The sequence below is a fragment of the Pantoea sp. SGAir0175 genome, assembly GCF_043547855.1.
In genome coordinates, this window is sequence record NZ_CP028081.1 from 138,655 (window position 1) to 157,028 (window position 18,374).

The window sequence follows — 18,374 nt, forward strand, 5'->3', positions numbered from 1 at the left end:
CCTTTGCTATACTTAAACCCATGATTTTGTTGTCTTTTTTTTGGCTGGTTGGCGTGCTAGACTGCGCGCACTTTTTCATTACTGAACCCGATATGCGGACAAAGTGCAGGCTTAATCGTCTTATTTCACCGCATTGACTGAAAACCATGACATTTATCGCAACCCTGATTCTGGCCTTTGGTATGTCGATGGACGCTTTCGCTGCAGCACTGGGCAAAGGCGCGTCGCTGTATCGTCCGGGCTTCAAAGAAGCATTACGCACAGGGCTGATTTTTGGCGTCATTGAAATGCTGACGCCGCTGGTAGGCTGGGCCATCGGGCTGGCCGCCAGCCACTACATTATGGCGTGGGATCACTGGGTGGCATTTGGTCTGCTGGGCATTCTTGGCGGGCGGATGATCATGGAAGGTTTCCGTCAGACGGCCGATGAGCCGTGCGAAGCGCCGCAGCGCCACGGCTTTATGGTACTGGCGCTGACGGCGGTAGCGACCAGCCTTGACGCGCTGGCGGTGGGGGTTGGCCTCGCGTTCCTTCAGGTTAACATTGTGCTCACCGCGCTCACCATCGGTGCGGCCACCACTATCATGGCGACCACCGGTGTGCTGGTCGGCCGCTTTATCGGTCCGGTAATGGGCAAATGGGCGGAAGTGCTGGGCGGCGTGGTACTGATCAGCATTGGCTGCACCATCCTGATTGAGCACTTAGGGCTGTTCCGTTAACGTCTGGCAGCATGGGGTGGGCGCGTTTTTGTGATCTGGTTCAAAAATAATTGCGTGAAAAATGCGCGGGCGTTATAATTTTCGCGTAATTCTTCAACAATTTTTGTATCAGGTGCACCATGAAACGTTTTTTCCGCTCCGTGTTTCGCTCTTATGTTGAGACCTTCAAACACGTACCGCCGGGCGCCTTAAACTAAGCGCTCCGCCAGAAACCCTCGATAATCGCGGTCAGGGATCGACCTGTGGTTATCACCCGGCGCCGTTCCCCTCTGCGCATCTCTGTCACCAAAACTCACAAACATTAATTACTTTACCCTCAGGTCATACCGCTTTTCCGTCTGGCTTTTGATAACCTGCGCGCAAATTCTCTATAACATTGAGGCCATCATGCAGCTGTGCAGTTTTTCTCTTATTGACCAGGCAAGAAAAAGTTATGGCATCGTGCAACCCGACGGCGTGATCGATCTCGGTGCGCGGCTGGGCGACAGCTGTCCGGATTTGAAAACCCTGCTGCAGCGCGGTGGCCTGAGTGACCTGCAGGGGTACCTGAGCGAGCCGGTGGACTATGCCTTCAGCGCGATTCGCTTCCTGCCGGTGGTGGAAAACCCAGGCAAAGTCTTCTGCGTTGGTATGAACTATGCCGACAAGCGCCAGGAGTTTGCCGCCACGCTCGACGCGCCGACGCTGTTCGTACGCTTTGCCGATTCGCTGGCAGCACACGAGCAGCCCCTGCTGAAACCGGCGACCACGGCTGAATTTGATTACGAAGGCGAGCTGGCGGTGATCATCGGCAAGGCGGCTTATCAGGTAAAAGCCGCCGATGCGCTACAGCATGTAGCGGGCTACAGCTGCTTTATGGATGCCACGGTGCGCGACATGCAGTTCACCTGGTTTACCGCAGGCAAAAACTGGCAGCAAACCGGCGGCTTTGGCCCGTGGATGACCACCGCCGACGACATCCCGGACCCGCAGCAGCTGGCGATCAAAACCTGGCTGAATCAGCGCGAAGTGCAGAATGATACCACGGCCAGCATGGTGCATCCGGTGGCGAAGATCATTGAATACATCTCGGCGTTTAGTCCGCTGTCACCGGGCGATGTCATCATCACTGGCTCACCGGGCGGCGTGGGGAAAAAGCGTACGCCACCGCTGTTTATGTTCCCTGGCGATGAGATCGAAGTGGAAATTGAGAAGATTGGTCGTCTGCGCCACCGCATCGTCTGACGTTTTGCTGCGCGGTGGCGAACGTTGCACTGCCACCGCGCTACCGCTTAAATAATTATTCAACAATACGAAATGTCCCGAATTTATATTTAAATGGCGCAGATTTAGTTATCAGGTTAAATAATTATTGTTAAGTTAATTTTCCTGCGATGTATTGCGTAAATATTTTTGTGATCGCCAACTAATTCCCTCGCTTTGCTATAGTTAAAATTAAAAGCAGCGGCGTATTATCGTCCACTGCCGATTCCGGCATGGAAATAAGGGATGATAATGAAAACCATCAGTCGCGAGATCATTAACGATCTCATTGACCGCGTGGGCGGTCGGGAAAATATTCTGTCACTTTCGCACTGTATTACCCGCCTGCGCTTTGTGCTGCAGGATGTCGACAAGGCCGATCCAGAGGCCATCCGCGCCACGCCCGGCGTTAAAGGATGCTTTAATTCTGCCGGACAGTTTCAGGTAATTATTGGAACCGAAGTTGACACTTATTATAAAGCGTTAGTTGAAGCACTAAATATTAGTGAGACCTCTAAGGAGCAGATTAAATCTGCGGCGCGCAGCCAGATGAAATGGCACGAGGCATTATTATCCCATTTTGCTGAGATATTTTTCCCGTTATTACCGGCGTTAATTAGCGGCGGTTTAATTCTCGGTTTCCGTAACGTGCTCGGCGATATTGCCGTGGCGGATGATAAAACCCTGGTGCAGCTCTATCCCGGTGTGAAAGGGCTGTACGATTTCCTCTGGCTGATTGGCGAAGCGATCTTCTTCTATTTGCCGGTGGGGATTTGCTGGTCGGTGGTGCGCAAGCTGGGCGGTACGCCAATCCTGGGGATTGTGCTGGGCATTACGCTGGTTTCACCGCAGCTGATGAATGCGTATCTGATTGGCAGCCAGGTGCCGGAAGTGTGGAACTTCGGCTGGTTCAGTATTGATCGGGTCGGCTACCAGGCGCAGGTGATTCCGGCGCTGCTGGCCGGGCTGGCGCTGGCGAAAATCGAACTGGCGCTAAAACGTATCGTGCCCGCCTATCTGACGCTGGTGGTGGTGCCGGTGTGTGCGCTGCTGCTGTCGGTTTTCCTCGCCCACAGCCTGATTGGCCCATTTGGCCGTCTGATTGGCGACGGCATCGCCTTCGCGGTGCGTCACCTGATGACCGGCAGCTTCGCGCCGATTGGTGCCGCGCTGTTTGGCTTCCTGTATGCGCCGATGGTGATCACCGGCGTGCATCAGACCACGCTGGCGGTTGATCTGCAGATGATTCAGAGCATGGGCGGCACGCCGGTGTGGCCGCTGATTGCGCTGTCCAATATTGCACAGGGTGCTGCGGTGGTCGGCATCATTATCGCTAACAAAGATCGTGCTGAACGCGACCTCACCGTGCCGGCCGCCATTTCAGCGTGGCTCGGCGTAACGGAGCCGGCGATGTACGGCGTCAACCTCAAGTACCGCTACCCCATGCTGTGCGCCATGATTGGCTCTGCGCTGGCGGCGCTGCTGTGCGGCCTCAACGGCGTGATGGCCAACGGCATCGGCGTGGGCGGCTTGCCGGGTATTCTCTCGATTCAGCCACAGTACTGGACGGTTTACTCGCTGGCGATTCTGGTGGCGATTCTGGTTCCGCTGCTGCTGACCATCATCATCACCAAACGTAAAGCGGCAACCGCCATCATCAGCCAGGCCGAGGTGCAACATGAACAGGCACGCTGAATATCCCTGGTGGCGCCAGGCGGTGATCTACCAAATCTATCCCAAAAGTTTTCAGGACAGCGGGGCGCGCGGCACCGGCGATCTCAACGGCGTGATTCAGCGGCTGGATTATCTGCAGCAGCTGGGCGTCGATGCGCTGTGGCTGACGCCGATCTATGTGTCGCCGCAGATCGATAACGGTTACGACGTGGCGGATTACACCGCCATCGATCCCGCCTACGGCACCATGGCCGACTTTGACCACCTGCTGGCGGAGACGCACCGGCGCGGTATGCGCATGGTGCTGGATATGGTGTTCAACCACACCTCGACCGAGCATGCCTGGTTTAAGCGTGCCGAAGCCGGTGAGCAGCCGTACGTCGATTTCTATATCTGGCGCGACGGGGTGCCCGGCACGCCGCCCAATAACTGGCAGTCTAAGTTTGGCGGCAGCGCCTGGGCGTGGAACGAACGGCGTCAGCAATACTATCTGCACCTGTACGCGCCGGAGCAGGCCGATCTCAACTGGGAAAATCCGGCGGTGCGCGAGGCGTTAAAGCAGGTGTGTCACTTCTGGGCGGATCGAGGCGTCGATGGATTGCGGCTTGATGTGATCAACCTGGTGTCGAAGCATCAGGATTTTAGCGACGATCTGCCCGGCCATGACGGGCGGCGCTTTTACACCGATGGTCCGCGCATCCATGACTACCTGCAGGAGTTCAACCGCGATGTGTTCACGCCGCGCGGGCTGATGACGGTGGGGGAAATGTCCTCGACCACGCTGGCCAACTGCCAGCGCTATGCTTCGCTGGCGCAAAACGAGCTGTCGATGACATTTAACTTCCACCATCTCAAGGTGGATTATCCCCAGGGCGACAAATGGACGCTGGCGGCACCGGACTTCGTTCAGCTCAAGGCAATTTTTGCGGAGTGGCAGCGCGGGATGCACAACGTGGCGTGGAATGCGCTGTTCTGGTGTAACCACGATCAGCCGCGTATCGTCACGCGCTTTGGTGATGAAGGTGCGCTGCGCATCGCCTCGGCAAAATGCTTTGCGATGCTGCTGCACGGCATGCAGGGCACGCCCTATATCTATCAGGGCGAAGAGCTGGGAATGACCAACCCTCATTTTACCCGCATTGAGCAGTATCAGGACATCGAGAGCCACAACATCCACGCTGCGTGGCTGGCGCAGGGCAAGCCGGAGGCGGCAATCCTGGCGATTCTGGCCAGCAAATCGCGCGACAACAGCCGCTCGCCGATGCTGTGGGACAGCAGCGCCAATGCCGGCTTCACGCGGGGTGAGCCGTGGATAGGCGTGGCGGATAACTATACGCTGATCAACGCGGCTAACGCGCTGCTCGACAGCAACTCGGTGTTCTATGGCTACCAAACGCTGATTCGGCTGCGTAAGCGTTACGCTATCTTCACCGAGGGCGATTATCAGGATCTGGCACCGGAAGCGTCACACATCTGGTGTTATCGTCGCAATTCGCCGCGTGAAAGCCTGCTGGTGGTGGCGAACCTGAGTCACAGTGCGCAGCCACTGCTGTTGCCGGAAGTTGAAGGCAACTGGCAGGTACTGATGAGTAATTACAGTGAGGCATCGCCGCCTGGGGCATTGACGCACCTGCGGCCTTTTGAAGCGGTGTATTACTACCAGTCGTAACGGAGAAAACCGGCGGCGCGTTTCAGCAATGAGCAGAGCGCGCCGCCAGCACTCACTTCAGTGTGCCACATTCCGCCACGGCGAGATAATCGGTATACAGCTGCGGCGAACCGGAAAAGGACGCCAGCTGCTTCCACTCTTCATACATCTGTTTGGTATCCCGGTGCGCGCGCGCAAAGTCAGCCGCGCTGGCGGTGGCGATATCAGGCTGCGGATAAAACACATTCAGCGCCGCTTCACTCTCAATCTCCATCATCACCACATAGCCGTCCAGCCGGTTGCCGCTGTGGCCTTTCAGCAGATGAAACTTCCAGCCGGGATAATCAACGATACGCGCGGCATTCTGCGCGATGAATTGCTCAAATTCCTGCGGCTGCACGCCCGGTCGCAGCGCCAGATAGTGGGTACCGAGAATGCGCGCGGTGCCGCTGCGGGCATCAAAGCGCGGGCCACCCGACAGCGTACTGTGAGGATTCTCTGCCAGCAGATCGAAATGGGTGAAAATCGTCGGGCGCCGCGCGAAGGTCGCCAGCTGGCGCCACTCGCTGAGCAGCGCATCCGCGTCGGGATGCAGATGCCAGAAGTGCTCTGCCTCGGCGGTAAGTTCACCGTCATCCTGCATAAAGCGCGCGCGCTGTGCCGCATCTTTCATTTCAAACAGCATCAGGTATTGATCGACGCGCTCGCCGCGCAGACCGCGAAACAGCGTCCAGCGCCAGCCGGGATAGCACGGCAGATGCACGCCTTTTTCGCGCACGAAGGTTTCAAACTGTTCAGCGGTGACGCCCGCTTCGGTGTCGATGGCGATATAAAAAAAGCTATAAACAGACTGGGACATAACAGGCTCCAGGCACGCCGTCGCGTGCCGTTGAGAGGTAAGGGCGGTTTAGTCGAACTGGGTATTGATGATGGCTTCTACCAGCACGCGGCCGGCGGGGGTGAGCGTGACGTAGCGGCCATCGCTGTGCACTAACTCGCGCTGCTGCAACTCACGCAGCGCACGGGCGATGGTCGGCTGGGCAAACAGGCTGACGCCAAACTTCTGCTGAAACAGCACATCGTCGAGCGGAATCAGCGTTGACAGCGCCATCTTGCAGCCGTTGATGGCCTGCTGATCCGGCGACATACCGCGCACCGAGGCGATCGGCAGCTCACCGTTATCCAGTGCGCGCTGATAATCGGCGTAGTCGGTCAGGTTAATCAGCTCCGCGCCGGCACATTTGGAGCTGCCGCCAAGGCCAATCGCCACTTCCGGTGCCTGCTGGTCGAGATCGGTAATGATCGCTTTCCACTTCTCCGGCGGTGCGCTGCGATGGTGGAAATACATGGTGGGATGTTCAAGGTAATCGCCATCCAGCCACTGCTCGGCCAGCGCGCGCATCTGATACTGCTGACCCAGACTGGGCATCGCCGCATTCTTACGCTGCCAGGCATTTTCTCCCTCCGCCGACACGCCGGTGCGGCTCTCGGCGAACGGCTTCATGTGCAGCTTGGTGAACACCAGATGCGACAGGTCAAGCGCGCGCGCCTGCTGCAGATCGTCACGCACGTCATCCACCGTTTGTCCCAGCAGGCCATACATCAGATCGACGCTGACCAGGGCGAAGCCCAGCTCGCGCGCATCACGAATCACCTTGTAGCAGGCATCCGCGCTGTGCAGGCGACCACAGCCTTTGATCAGGCGGTCTGAGAATGACTGCGCGCCAAACGACAGTTTGCTGAAGCCCAGTTCACGCAGCTGCGCGAGGAATTCGCGCGTCAGCGTGCCGGGCTCGCCTTCGAAGCGCAGCGTGGCCTCGCGGAAGTTGAAATGGTTGCGGTAAAAATCCATTAAGCGCCGCAGCTCATCCGGTGGCAGCAGCGAGGGCGTGCCGCCGAACAGGTTGAACTCACCCACCGGCACTTCACCCAGCGCCGACAACTGCGCCAGCCACAGTTTCGCCTCCTGAATGTTGCGATCGACGATATCGCGGAACAGCTCAGGCGCGCGCGGCGACTGCGGATTTACAATCACCGTAGGAAACTGGCAAAAGTGGCACTTGTAGCGGCAGGTGGGGATATACGCCCACAGATGAATTTGCGGCGCATGGCTCAGGCTGTGCTGCATGGCGCGGAAAAAATTCGGCAGCGGAAAATCGTCGATATCACCGGGAAACACATGGCAGCCAAAAGGATCATGCACCACGTATTCCAGCAAATCGGCGTTTTCCGGCCGGCTAAGCACCTCGCATATGGCCGGGCGAGGATAGTGACGATCGATATCCTGCAGGGATTGCAGCCAGGCAGCACGCATCAGAATACCCCGCCGTTTGCAAAGTAGTTATGCGCCTCACCGGATTCGCGATCTTCGCAGTAATACCAGACAAAGCGGGCGAAATCATTTTCCGTCACCTGGGCAAAGCAGGCCGGCAGCGGCGGTGGCTCGCCAATCTCTGCGCCGACGGCACGACGCAGCGCGGCAAACAGCTCATGGCGGAATTCAAAATAGAGGCGAAACGCCGGGGTTTTGTAGCTGTGAATCGGCAGGAAATCGGTCACGCTCATCTCCTGCATCATGCTGTGAATGCGGGCGAACAGGCGTTCAGCCACCTCTGGCGTGAAGAAATTAATCACCGCGGCGTTGTCGCGCAGCAGCGACGGATTCAGCAGCACCGGCAGCACCAGATTTTTTGGCACGTAATCTTTAATCGAGTAGTGCCACGCCTGCTGCGCCTGCTCTGCGCTGACATCGGTGAACGGCGTCAGTGCGGTGAGCGTGGGTCGCACATCTTTCATGATGATGGTGCCGTTATGGCCGTAGGCCACACCTTCAATCACTTCGTGCAGCAGGTTATCCACCCGGCGGCTGTTGATCTGCACGCGGGAGTTGGGCGCATACACCGGTTTGCCGCCGGCGGCGATCACCTTGATGCCAAAATCCCAGTCGTCTGACAGATGTTCAACAAACTCACCGTTTTTCAGCTGGTAAAAAATCTCGATGCCGCCCACTTCGTCGTACAGCTGCTTTTCGACGCCAAAGCCTTTGCCGTCCGGAAAGCCGCCAAACAGGGAGAAGGAAGCGTGGCGGCAGCGCAGCGTTTTATCAATCTCCGTATACAGCCGCGGGCGCTCGTGGAAATCCGCGGTTTCGTAGTAGTAGTTACAGGTGCCCAGATCGCCGTTTTGCGCAATCATGGTGCCGACCAGTTCGTCGATCCACAGCGCATCAACGGTGCAGTCCGCATCGGCCGAAAGAATGTAGTGCTTGCGCTGAAAACCGCTGGCCTCGTCGCGCAGACCGGCGCGCTGTGAGGCGAAATCCATGCCTTTTTTCCGCGCCGAAGAGACGCCCTGCACCGTCTCCTGCAGCTGATGAATTGTCAGCTGCGGATGCTGCGCGGCAAAGGCTTCAATCAGCGCGACCGAATTATCGGTGGAATTATTATCCACCATGATCACTTCCAGATTATCAAAATTAAACAATCCGCCGGGTGAACGCTGCTGCAATATTGATTCCAGCACCGCGTTAATACGTGCTGCCTCGTTATAAACCGGCAGCACGACAGAAATAAAACAACGGTTATCCATAGTCACTCCTTAACTACACATTAAATATCTGCCGGAAGATGTGATCCGACAGCAGGGATTTTCCTTTCTGATAATTGCGCGTGGCGATGGCGTCGCGGCGTGCGTCATCCTGTAATAAGGCACTGACGCGCTGAATAAAATCGGCATCCGGCAGGCCATCATGGCTGGCGGAAATCGCCATCAGTTCGCCTTCAAAACCGTACTGGCCATACACCTCGTGATAATATTCATAGCGGGTGGCGATATAACAACGCTGATGGCTGATCGCCTCGCCAATCGGATTACCGTAGCTGTCGTAATCCCATGCGGTTAAAAACGACACCACATCGCAGGCGTGATAAAGATCCTGAATGGTGGTGGCCTGTGGATTACGCTCCATGAAGTCGTGATTTAACGCGCCAAAAAAGATGACGTAACGCTCCAGCTGGAACCGGCTAATTAACTGCTTCAATGCGTGATAATGCACGCTGTCTTCCAGCGGATCGCCGGCGACCATTAAATAAACGCGCTGTGGCTGATGCTGCGCGATAAGTTCACTGTTCAGCGCATGCAACAGGTGAATATCCCGATCGAGTCGCTTAGCCGGAATAATTCGCGTGGTGCGGGCAATCACCTTGTCCTGCGCCAGCAACCCAAACTGGCGGCGTAAATCTTTGCGCGGATGGCTCGGGTCAAAAGGATAGGTATTACGCATCACCTCGATTTCGACCTGATGTTCGCACCAGGCCGCCAGCTGTGAGGCCAGTGCCTGGTTCAGCGTGACGTAGGTAATATGCGGCGAGGGCTGCGGCCTGACGGCATGTGGCCAGGGCGCGCTGCCGTAACGCGATGAAGTGGATTCGCTGTTCCACATCAGGTCATGGTCGCGCCACAACACAAACCGGCCGAGCTGTTTAGCGGCGCCGTATTGCGCAATCGCCAGATAGAGCGCGCGGGTAAAAATAATATTATCCGGCAGCGTCCCGTTCTCAATGATTAAATAATTGATATCCAGCGCCTGCCATTTTGCGCACAGCGCGTTTGCCACCGCCTGTGCCATCTTTTCCGTCTGCTGCACCAGGATTTTTTCTGCGGCGGCATCCAGCGTCTGGCTATGATTAATCAGTACGTCATGAATATATTGCAGGAAGGCCGGGTTATAACCTTCCACCTGACGGATTTCATCATGCCGGACTAAGGTAAAATGATGCTTTAGCGAATTAATTTCATTTTCGGAATAGGGGCGTCCGAAGTTTCCCTTATCAATTTTTATGTCGTAGCCGATATCAAGAAAGGAGGTGATTCCCTGCTCGCGTAAACGAACGGCAATTTTAGTGGCTTCTACCGTAATACCCGATAATGCCACGGCATCAAAAGAGATAAAAAGGGCCTTGCGTTGTAAATCCATTTGGTCACCACGCTCATACCTGAACATTAATAGTGACTGAACGGTAAGTTAAATTATCCGGTCAAACTTTGATCTAATCCACAAAAGTTTACTGTGGCTAATTAATTAACCTTCGTTAATGCATTAATGGATAATAATGCACTGAGGGTGGTAATTTATAATATTCGTCTTTGAGTTTTGTCTTAAAATAATAACTATTACCGGCGTGTTTAGCAGTATATTTTCCTTATTTCGGGCTTAATAGTGCTGGATAGTAATTGCCATCATGCAGTTTAATTTATCTGATCAGATGCAGAATCAGGCGATAACGCGGCGGCTGGAATAGGTGTGGCGGGCGGATGAAGAAAGGGTGCGCATAACCTGCGCACCCGGAGAAGAGCATTAAGCAGAAACCCTGGTGTTACACCCCATCGGTGATCGGTTTTCTGACCAGCAGCAGGTAAGCCAGCGCGCCGACCACCGTGACGCCAGCACATATCATCAGCGCGAGGCTGAACGATTTGGTGGTATCCAGCACCCAGCCGGTAATTACTGGCGCAAAAGAGGCGAAAACAAAGCTGGCAAAGTTCTGGATACTGCCCACTGACGCCGTCATGCGCGCTGTGACGTTAGCGTGGATCAGGCCCCAGCATGAGGTACCGGCAAAGTGAATGCAGAACAGCGCCATACCAATCAGCGTCACCGCGCTGGTGGTGTCGGTGGCGCGCGTCACAAAGGTGGTAAAGGCGGCGGAGAGCAGCATGCCGCTGACAATCGACACCTTGCGCACTTTCACCGCGTCGAAACCGCGACGCACCAGCGCATCCACCACGTAACCGTTGAGCAGCATGCCCGCCGCGCCGAACAGGAAAGGAATGGCGGCCAGCAGGCCGGTGCTTTTCAGGTCCAGATGATAGGTCGACTGCAGATAGCCCGGCAGCCAGGCGATGTACAGCCACGCGGTATAGTTGATGCCGCTGAAGCCAATCATCATGCCCCACATGGTGCGCTGCTTAAACAGCCCACGCCACTCGGCGAAACTCAGCGGCTCTTTGCGTGACGCCACGCTGCCCGCCTGCAGATAGTGAATCTCTTCACCGCTCAGCTTGTTGTTATCCCGGTCGCGATAGGTGAGATACCAGCCAATGGCGAGAAACATGCCCAGCACGCCGATGGTGACAAACATGCCGCGCCAGCCCATCACCAGCATCATCGCCGCCAGAATCGGCGGTGCCACCGACAGACCAATCATCGACGCCGCGTTAAACATCCCCATCGGCATACCGCGATCTTTGATGTTGAACCAGTCGTTGATCACCTTCACGCCGCACGGGTTCATCGGCGCTTCGCCAATGCCCAGCCCGATGCGCACCAGCACAAATTGCGTGAAGTTATGCACCAGCCCGGCCGCCGCCTGGAACAGTGACCAGAAGAACATGCCGATGGCCAGCATAATGCGCGGGCCTTTGCGATCGAGCAGCGCGCCGCACGGCAGCTGGGCTAAACCGTAGGCCAGCGAAAACGCCGACAGCAACACGCCAATCTCGGTGGCCGATAAGCCCAGCTCCTCGCGGATGGTCATGTTAGCTACCGACAGCGAGCTGCGGTCAAGGTAGTTGATGATGGCGGCGAACAGCAGCAACAGCATGGCGGTGATTTGAATCTTACGGATGCGCGGAGAGCGCACCACATCGGCGCGCGCCGGCACATAATCCTGCCCGGCGTGCTCGGGTGCTGGCGCGGTGGTGCCGCCGCGTGTTGATGTATTTTCCATTGCAACCTCCCAGGTTCGGGTACTTATCGTTATCAGTCTTGGGGTTCCTGCGGCAGCGAAACGGGCTGCCCTAAGGGGCTGCCTTCGAGACTAGAAGTAAACCGCGGGAGATGTTGCAAACATGTTTCTGATTCGTGCGGGCGCTTATGCTTTGTGGTTTTTAATCGGTTTTTAATTGTACTGCCGGATAGAGCGGATCATTGAGTGTTTGGCGGTTCTGAGATGCGCATGCAGCGCGCACAGCGCGTCCACATCCTGGCGGCTGATGAGCGCGGTGAGAATCGCCATATGCTCCTCCAGCGCGACGATGTTGCGTTGTTTCAGGTCGCTTTCATCCCACTGATAATGCGAGTGAAAAATCACAGAGATAATTTCCAGTGACTGGTTGAAAAACGGATTGTTGGCGGCGGAGAGAATCAGCGTATGCATCTCTTTATCCAGCGCGGCAAACTGGCGGTAGTTGCTGGCGATGGTGTCGCGCAGCGCGCGATGACGATCCAGCAGATCGCGCGCCTGCACCCAGCGCTCATCACCGGCGGCGAGGTTAAGAAAGCGGGTCAGCGCGTGCGTTTCCAGCATTTCGCGCAGTTCAAACAGCTTTTCGGCGTACTCCTGATCGAATTTCTTCATTCGCCAGTGGCCGCGCTTAACCGGTTCCAGCAGGTTATAACGCATAAAGCGCAGCAGGAACTCGCGCACCACCACCGGGCTGACCCGCACCTGCTGCGCCAGCTGCAGCTCGGTAAAGCTATCGCCCGGCATCAGCAAACGCTGGTTAATCAGGTTAAAAAACGCCTGCTCAAACTGCACCGCCTGTTGGTCGATCGGTGGGCTGAGTACGCTAAACCCATCCTCCTCGCAGGGATCGCGCACGATGACGTAGGTCTCAGCCACTTTTTCCAGCACGCCGCGCTGATGCAGATGCTGCAGCGTGTGGCGCACCGTGGTGCGGCTGATATTAAACATCTCGGCGAGCGCTGCCTGCGGAGGCAACGGCGAGCGCACATGGCGGCGGGCAATGGCTTCCAGCATTTGATTGATGACGTTCTGGCGCAGATTCTGGCTTCGGCTCATACGGCCCTCCGGTTTTTTATGCATTAAAAACCACACAAAGCCCAAAAAAATCGCGCTGCCTCACACTTCGCACAGCGCAACCTCCCGCCGCGGTCGATTTTCGCCATAACTGCGTGAACAGCCCAGGAGGAAACGATGACGAACATGAAAACGCTGGTGGTCGCCGAACCGCGCAGCATGGTGTGGCAGCAGCGCAGCGTACCGACGCCTGCCGCGCACGAAGTCCTGATCAAACCGATTGCCGCCGGCATTTGCGGCACCGATATTCACGCCTGGGCCGGCAATCAGCCGTTTTTCTCCTATCCGCGCGTGCTCGGTCATGAGCTGTGCGGTGAAGTGGTGGCGCTGGGCGCGGCGGCGCAGGGATTTCAGCCAGGGCAGCGCGTGGCGCTGATTCCTTACGTGGCCTGTCAGCGTTGCGACGCCTGCTTAAGCGGCAAAACCAACTGCTGTGAACAGATTTCAGTGATTGGCGTGCATCAGGACGGGGGTTTTTGCGAGTTTCTCAGCGTGCCGGACACTAATTTGCTGGCGGTTGACGATGTGGCGCCTGAAGCAGCGGCACTGATCGAGCCCTTTGCCATCAGCGCCCATGCGGTGCGACGCGCGGCGCTGGTCGCCGATGAGCAGGTGCTGGTGGTCGGGGCCGGACCGATTGGCCTGGGCGTCGCGGCGATTGCCGCCGCAGCCGGTGCACAGGTGGTGGTGGCCGATACCAGCGCTCAGCGGCGCGCGCACGTTGCGCAGCAGTTGCAGCTGGCGACGATCGATCCGCTGGCCGATGATTTTATCGCCGCGCTGCGTGCAGAGTTTGGCGGGCGGCTGGCCGCCAAAGTGATTGACGCCACCGGCAGTCCGGCGGCGATGAACAGCGCCGTGCAGCTGATTCGTCACGGCGGCACCATCGTGTTTGTTGGCCTGCACAAAGGCGATCTGGTGATCCCCGACACCGAGTTTCACAAAAAGGAGACCACGCTGCTGGGCAGCCGCAACGCCACGCGGGAAGACTTCGACAAAGTGCGCGCCCTGATGGCCAGCGGTCAGCTGCGGGCCGATATGATGCTCAACCGCCATTACGACTTCTCGACGCTGGCCGAGACTTTTGAGCCCGGGGTGATCAACAACCCTGAGCTGATCAAAGGCGTCATCCATTTCGCCCGCTAGAGAGAGTGTCAGGCGCGCAGCGTGGCAAAAAAATGTTGCCGTACCGCCTCGGCATCGACGCCCAGACACAACCGCTGGGCGCGCAGGCCGGCGAACGGATCGTCGCGCGAGGCGAGGTTGCTCACGCGCTGCAGCGTCTGGCCGCGGCTGATGCCTTCGGTCACCACGCGCACCGGCGCTGTCGTCACGCTGAACGCCTGCGGCAGCGCCAGCCACGACAGCGTCAGGGTATCGTGCAGCGCCATGCCATCAAATCCTTCTTTTTGCAGGCTGTAAGCCAGATAAGGCCGGCAGATGGCACTTAACACCGGCTGATTTAGCTGGCGCACTTCCTCTCCGCTGATCAGCACCTTGTGCGTCACATCCAGCGGCAGCATCACCACCGGCAGCGCCGAGGCCAGCACCTGATCGGCGGCATGCGGATCTTTCCAGATATTGAACTCAGCGAACGGCGTCACGTTGCCGGCGTGGCCGTCGGTGCCAAACGCGCCGCCCATGATCACCAGCTCTTTCACCAGCGGAATGATGTCTGGCGCCTGGTTGATGGCACAGGCGATATTGGTCAGCGGCCCGATTGCCACCAGGGTAATCGCGTGCGGCTGCGCGCGTACGCTGTCGATGATGAACTGTACCGCGCTGTCGGCGACATCGCTATACGGGTTATCGAAGGCATCGCCGAGACCGTCTGCGCCGTGCAGGATGGCCGGTGCGGAAGGGGCCAGCGCCAGCGGACGCGAACAGCCGCGATACACCGGCGCGCTGATGTTCATCTTTGCACAGAACAGCCGGGCGTTTTTTACCGCCTGGCCAACCGCGACATTGCCAAACACCGTGGTGATGCCCAGCAGCTGCTGCGTGCGCGCCGCATACGCCAGCGCAAAGGCGTCATCCACGCCGATATCAGTATCAAAAATCAGGGTACGCATCGGAATCTCCTCGCTGATGATGTCTGCCACGGTAAAACATAATTGTTCCCGACGATACGCTGACGGCAGGTGAATATTGTCACCTCCGCCGCGCCAGCGTATTATCGTGCCTCTGAGGTGATGGCGTGCCACCTTACCCAACCGCCCTCTGGTTACAGACGGCTGATGACGCCTGGCAACTTGCTTATCCCTGCGCGGGAGACGGCGGTGTGTCAGGTGTAGTTTCTGTCCTGCCGCGGCCCTGCGCGTATCTCAATTCAGGAGCTCCAGACTATGCTGAAGTCGCTGTTCGCGGTCATGATCGGTGGTGCCATCGGTTGCACGCTGCGCTGGCTTATCTCTTTGCGTTTCAATACGTTATTCCCCAACCTGCCGCCAGGTACGCTGATCGTTAATCTGGTCGGTGGCTTTATTATTGGCGCGGCGATGGCGTGGTTTGTGCGCAATCCGCACATCGATCCCGTATGGAAACTGCTGATCGTCACCGGCCTGTGCGGCGGGCTGACGACCTTTTCGACCTTCTCGGCCGAGATCGTGGTGTTGCTACAATCAGGAAAATACCTGTGGGCAATGTCGAGCGTGATGGTGCATGTCATCGGTTCATTGCTGATGACCTTTGCCGGTTTCGCCGTGGTGAACCTGCTGGGCTAAACGACACGCTTGAAATCACCCTTAAGAGGGGGATACTGATCAGGATGCTGTGCGGGTGGCGCACAGCCTCTGTCACCGCTTTATCCGGACGATTAAGGAGCTGTTGATGTCTGCAAACCCGAAATTCCTTAACCTGGTGCTGTTAAACGGTGAATCGGCGCATAAGCTGCAGGCGGCGCGTGCCGCCGGGTTCGATCAGGTTGAAATGTGGCGGGAAGAGGTTACTGAGCACACGGCGGGCCTGGCCGCGCAGCTGAATCTGGGCTTTACCAATCTGCAGGTGCTGCGTGACTTTACCGGCGCGCCGGACAGCGAACGGCTGCAAAAGCGCGCCGAACTGCGTGATTTCATTCGCGTCGCGCAGTCACTGGGCTGCGATACCATTCAGGCGCCGGCGACCACGCGCGAAGACTGCGTTGCGGAGCGCATTGATGAGGATCTACGCTGGCTGGCCTCGGAAGCCGCGCGCTATAACATGCGCATCATGTATGAACCGATGGCGTGGTGCAGCGTCGACAATACGCTGCCGCTGGCGTGGCAGCGTTTGCAGCGGCTGGATCAACCCAATATCGGGCTGGTGGTCGATCTGTTCCACATCTGCGCACGCGGTGGCGATGCCTCGCAGCTCGACGGCATTCCGGCCGACCGCATTTATGAAGTGCAGCTGTGCGATATGGCGCAGATGCCACCGCAGGAAAAGCAGGCGCTGAGCGATTATGCGCGCCATCAGCGCTTACTGCCCGGCGACGGCATCATTGAAGTGGAACGCTTTGTCGATAAGCTGAAAAGTGCAGGCTATCGCGGTCCGGTGGGCATCGAAGTGTTTAACGATCGCCTCAAAGCACAGCCGCCGGAAGCGGCCGCGCGTCAGGCGTGGCAGGCGCTGCAGCGCTACTGGCCTTAATCCTGCAGGCACTGGGCGATGTAGGCCGCTGCCTGCATCGCGCCGTGGCTGGAAATGGTGTGACCGGTGGCGGGTTCATACTGTGCGGTGACCGCGACGCCCGCGCTCTGCAGGCGCTGCGCGGCGGAGACGGTTTCGCTGAACGGGATGACGTCATCGGCTTTGCCGTGAATCAGCAGCGTGGAGGCATGCGGCGGCGGCGTGAGCGCCTCGTCAAAGGCCAGGCGACCGGAGAAGGCCACCACACCAGCCAGCGGATAGCGTCCGGAGGCCAGCGCATCCAGCGCCATGATCGAGCCCTGCGAGAATCCCACCAGAATCACCTTTTGCCACGCGCCGGCCATCGCGTGCTGCGCCATCAGCTGCTGCAGCGTGGCGTCAAAGGCGTCGCGCGCAGCCCGTACGCGTGCCGGACGGTTTTCCGGCGTGATGCCGGTCAGGCTGAACCACTGATAGCCCATCGCGTGTTCAAAGGGAAAGGGCGCATCGGGCGCGGCAAATGCCACGTCGGGCAGCAGCGCTGACCAGTGTTGCCCCAGCACCGCCAAATCCGCGCCATTACTGCCGACGCCATGTAAAAACACCACTAACGCTTTTGCCATTGCCCTGCTCCTTAAAAACCGTAGTCCGCCATATCCGGTCCCGCTGGCACGATGCCGTTGGGATTCAGCGCTTTAATCGAATAATAGCCCTGTTTGATGTGGTCGATGTTCACCGTTTGCCGCACGCCGGAGACCGCCAGCACACTCTTCAGATAACGATCGAGCAGCGGGTAATCGCGCAGGCGGCGCAGGTTGCATTTGAACAGGCCGTGATAGGCGACGTCAAAGCGTATCAGGGTCACGAACAGGCGGATATCGGCTTCGGTCAGTCGTTCACCCAGCAGAAAAGTGCGGCCATCTTTCAGCCGTTGCTCCAGCTCATCCAGCTGCTCAAACACCTCATTAAACGCCTGCTGATAGCTCACCTGGGTGGTAGCGAAACCGGTGCGATAAACGCCGTTATTGAGACGCGGGTAGATCGTTGCGTTCAGCGCGTCGATCTCCGGGCGCAGATCCTCAGGGTAGAGATCGAGCCGGTTGTCTGCCAGATCGCCAAAGCCGCTGTTGAACATGCGCAGAATATCCGCCGACTCATTGTTAACGATGGTCTGGGTTTTTTTATCCCACAGCACCGGCACGGTCGCGCGCCCGGTAAAGTCGGCGTCGGCGCGGGTATACAGCTGATGGAGATACTCAGCGTTGTTCAGCGGGTCGCGATCGGCACCGGGATAATCGCCGAAGCGCCAGCCCTGCGCGCCAAGCTGCGGCTCAACCACCGACACGCTGACAATCTGCTCCAGCCCTTTCAGGCTGCGTGCAATGAGCGTGCGCGAGGCCCACGGGCAGATCAGCGCGACATACAGATGATAGCGATCCGGCTCGGCGGCAAATTCGCTGCTGCCATCGGCGCTAATCCAGTGACGAAAGCTGGAAGTCTGGCGTACAAAGCCACCCTGTTTATCGGTGGCCTGAACCGGATGCCACTCTGCGCTCCACTTACCGTTTACCAACATCGCTCTGCTCCTCTGAAGTGATGTCAGCAGCTTACCGTGCTGCCGTTATGCTGATAATCCGGGCAAAACGGCTTTTATTGTTTCCATAA

The 18,374-nt window shown here is 57.7% G+C and carries 17 protein-coding genes and 1 riboswitch; of the genes, 8 read left to right on the forward strand and 9 right to left on the reverse strand.

The features are described from left to right. The first annotated feature begins 146 nt into the window (after window positions 1-146). The 5 genes from mntP to treC all read left to right on the forward strand — a co-directional run bounded on the left by mntP (window position 147) and on the right by treC (window position 5,304). Window positions 147-719, forward strand: coding sequence for a manganese efflux pump MntP (mntP, locus tag C1N56_RS00650; protein WP_021507902.1), 573 nt, complete (start codon window positions 147-149; stop codon window positions 717-719). A 119-nt stretch (window positions 720-838) separates the two neighbouring features. Further along, a complete protein-coding gene (gene azuC, locus C1N56_RS00655) occupies window positions 839-916 on the forward strand; it encodes a stress response protein AzuC (protein WP_125310475.1) in 78 nt (25 codons plus the stop codon). 190 nt (window positions 917-1,106) lie between these two features. Next, window positions 1,107-1,943: a fumarylacetoacetate hydrolase family protein gene (locus tag C1N56_RS00660; protein WP_222951496.1), complete on the forward strand. Its 837-nt coding sequence runs from the start codon at window positions 1,107-1,109 to the stop codon at window positions 1,941-1,943. Between the two features lie 270 nt (window positions 1,944-2,213). Beyond that, window positions 2,214-3,656: a PTS trehalose transporter subunit IIBC gene (gene treB, locus C1N56_RS00665; protein WP_058770908.1), complete on the forward strand. Its 1,443-nt coding sequence runs from the start codon at window positions 2,214-2,216 to the stop codon at window positions 3,654-3,656. Further along, window positions 3,640-5,304, forward strand: coding sequence for an alpha,alpha-phosphotrehalase (treC, locus tag C1N56_RS00670; protein WP_394517003.1), 1,665 nt, complete (start codon window positions 3,640-3,642; stop codon window positions 5,302-5,304). Before treB ends, treC begins: the two co-directional genes overlap by 17 nt. Before the next feature lie 52 nt (window positions 5,305-5,356). Here the strand turns inward: treC and C1N56_RS00675 are convergent, their stop codons facing one another. The 6 genes from C1N56_RS00675 to C1N56_RS00700 form a co-directional block, all read right to left on the reverse strand. After that, window positions 5,357-6,142, reverse strand: a complete 786-nt coding sequence (locus C1N56_RS00675; RefSeq protein ID WP_159377999.1) for a hypothetical protein — start codon at window positions 6,140-6,142, stop codon at window positions 5,357-5,359. A gap of 48 nt (window positions 6,143-6,190) precedes the next feature. Next, window positions 6,191-7,597, reverse strand: a complete 1,407-nt coding sequence (locus C1N56_RS00680) for a radical SAM protein (protein ID WP_394517004.1) — start codon at window positions 7,595-7,597, stop codon at window positions 6,191-6,193. Beyond that, window positions 7,597-8,871, reverse strand: a complete 1,275-nt coding sequence (locus C1N56_RS00685; protein WP_159378000.1) for a glycosyltransferase — start codon at window positions 8,869-8,871, stop codon at window positions 7,597-7,599. The genes C1N56_RS00680 and C1N56_RS00685 overlap by 1 nt, the downstream gene beginning before the upstream one ends. A gap of 13 nt (window positions 8,872-8,884) precedes the next feature. Continuing rightward, on the reverse strand, window positions 8,885-10,258 hold the full coding sequence (locus tag C1N56_RS00690) for a glycosyltransferase family protein (RefSeq protein WP_058770913.1): 1,374 nt from the start codon (window positions 10,256-10,258) through the stop codon (window positions 8,885-8,887). A gap of 400 nt (window positions 10,259-10,658) precedes the next feature. Further along, complete coding sequence (locus C1N56_RS00695; protein ID WP_021507894.1) at window positions 10,659-12,011, reverse strand: MFS transporter; 1,353 nt, start codon at window positions 12,009-12,011, stop codon at window positions 10,659-10,661. 171 nt (window positions 12,012-12,182) lie between these two features. Further along, on the reverse strand, window positions 12,183-13,085 hold the full coding sequence (locus C1N56_RS00700; RefSeq protein ID WP_021507893.1) for a GntR family transcriptional regulator: 903 nt from the start codon (window positions 13,083-13,085) through the stop codon (window positions 12,183-12,185). A 135-nt stretch (window positions 13,086-13,220) separates the two neighbouring features. On the opposite strand from C1N56_RS00700, the gene C1N56_RS00705 reads away from it, so the two are divergent. Continuing rightward, window positions 13,221-14,249 (forward strand): zinc-binding alcohol dehydrogenase family protein, encoded by a 1,029-nt coding sequence (locus C1N56_RS00705; protein WP_125310450.1) that lies wholly within the window; start codon window positions 13,221-13,223, stop codon window positions 14,247-14,249. A gap of 8 nt (window positions 14,250-14,257) precedes the next feature. On the opposite strand, the gene C1N56_RS00710 is transcribed toward C1N56_RS00705, so the two are convergent. Then, window positions 14,258-15,175 carry a nucleoside hydrolase gene (locus tag C1N56_RS00710; RefSeq protein ID WP_159378002.1) on the reverse strand — a complete coding sequence of 306 codons (918 nt, stop codon included), beginning with the start codon at window positions 15,173-15,175 and terminating at the stop codon, window positions 14,258-14,260. A 107-nt stretch (window positions 15,176-15,282) separates the two neighbouring features. Beyond that, window positions 15,283-15,357: riboswitch (Fluoride riboswitch) on the forward strand. Between the two features lie 91 nt (window positions 15,358-15,448). On the opposite strand from C1N56_RS00710, the gene crcB reads away from it, so the two are divergent. Together crcB and C1N56_RS00720 are read left to right on the forward strand one after the other, a co-directional pair. Then, on the forward strand, window positions 15,449-15,826 hold the full coding sequence (gene crcB / locus C1N56_RS00715; RefSeq protein ID WP_021507890.1) for a fluoride efflux transporter CrcB: 378 nt from the start codon (window positions 15,449-15,451) through the stop codon (window positions 15,824-15,826). Between the two features lie 106 nt (window positions 15,827-15,932). After that, window positions 15,933-16,730: a sugar phosphate isomerase/epimerase family protein gene (locus tag C1N56_RS00720; RefSeq protein WP_058770917.1), complete on the forward strand. Its 798-nt coding sequence runs from the start codon at window positions 15,933-15,935 to the stop codon at window positions 16,728-16,730. Here C1N56_RS00720 and C1N56_RS00725 read toward each other — a convergent pair. Further along, the gene (locus C1N56_RS00725) at window positions 16,727-17,332 is read right to left on the reverse strand and encodes an alpha/beta hydrolase (RefSeq protein WP_127834710.1); all 606 of its coding nucleotides are present in this window, start codon (window positions 17,330-17,332) and stop codon (window positions 16,727-16,729) included. The genes C1N56_RS00720 and C1N56_RS00725 overlap by 4 nt on opposite strands. Before the next feature lie 11 nt (window positions 17,333-17,343). After that, window positions 17,344-18,285: a glutathione S-transferase family protein gene (locus C1N56_RS00730; RefSeq protein WP_058780231.1), complete on the reverse strand. Its 942-nt coding sequence runs from the start codon at window positions 18,283-18,285 to the stop codon at window positions 17,344-17,346. Window positions 18,286-18,374: the final 89 nt, after the last annotated feature.

Excerpts from the sequence above, each read along its gene's own strand:
- mntP (WP_021507902.1), top strand. The coding sequence starts at position 147 with ATGACATTTATCGCAACCCTGATTCTGGCCTTTGGTATGTCGATGGAC.
- C1N56_RS00710 (WP_159378002.1), bottom strand. The coding sequence starts at position 15,175 with ATGCGTACCCTGATTTTTGATACTGATATCGGCGTGGATGACGCCTTT.
- C1N56_RS00680 (WP_394517004.1), bottom strand. The coding sequence starts at position 7,597 with ATGCGTGCTGCCTGGCTGCAATCCCTGCAGGATATCGATCGTCACTAT.
- C1N56_RS00705 (WP_125310450.1), top strand. The coding sequence starts at position 13,221 with ATGACGAACATGAAAACGCTGGTGGTCGCCGAACCGCGCAGCATGGTG.
- C1N56_RS00700 (WP_021507893.1), bottom strand. The coding sequence starts at position 13,085 with ATGAGCCGAAGCCAGAATCTGCGCCAGAACGTCATCAATCAAATGCTG.
- treC (WP_394517003.1), top strand. The coding sequence starts at position 3,640 with ATGAACAGGCACGCTGAATATCCCTGGTGGCGCCAGGCGGTGATCTAC.
- azuC (WP_125310475.1), top strand. The coding sequence starts at position 839 with ATGAAACGTTTTTTCCGCTCCGTGTTTCGCTCTTATGTTGAGACCTTC.
- C1N56_RS00730 (WP_058780231.1), bottom strand. The coding sequence starts at position 18,285 with ATGTTGGTAAACGGTAAGTGGAGCGCAGAGTGGCATCCGGTTCAGGCC.
- C1N56_RS00685 (WP_159378000.1), bottom strand. The coding sequence starts at position 8,871 with ATGGATAACCGTTGTTTTATTTCTGTCGTGCTGCCGGTTTATAACGAG.
- C1N56_RS00720 (WP_058770917.1), top strand. The coding sequence starts at position 15,933 with ATGTCTGCAAACCCGAAATTCCTTAACCTGGTGCTGTTAAACGGTGAA.
- treB (WP_058770908.1), top strand. The coding sequence starts at position 2,214 with ATGAAAACCATCAGTCGCGAGATCATTAACGATCTCATTGACCGCGTG.
- C1N56_RS00660 (WP_222951496.1), top strand. The coding sequence starts at position 1,107 with ATGCAGCTGTGCAGTTTTTCTCTTATTGACCAGGCAAGAAAAAGTTAT.
- C1N56_RS00725 (WP_127834710.1), bottom strand. The coding sequence starts at position 17,332 with ATGGCAAAAGCGTTAGTGGTGTTTTTACATGGCGTCGGCAGTAATGGC.
- C1N56_RS00695 (WP_021507894.1), bottom strand. The coding sequence starts at position 12,011 with ATGGAAAATACATCAACACGCGGCGGCACCACCGCGCCAGCACCCGAG.
- crcB (WP_021507890.1), top strand. The coding sequence starts at position 15,449 with ATGCTGAAGTCGCTGTTCGCGGTCATGATCGGTGGTGCCATCGGTTGC.
- C1N56_RS00690 (WP_058770913.1), bottom strand. The coding sequence starts at position 10,258 with ATGGATTTACAACGCAAGGCCCTTTTTATCTCTTTTGATGCCGTGGCA.
- C1N56_RS00675 (WP_159377999.1), bottom strand. The coding sequence starts at position 6,142 with ATGTCCCAGTCTGTTTATAGCTTTTTTTATATCGCCATCGACACCGAA.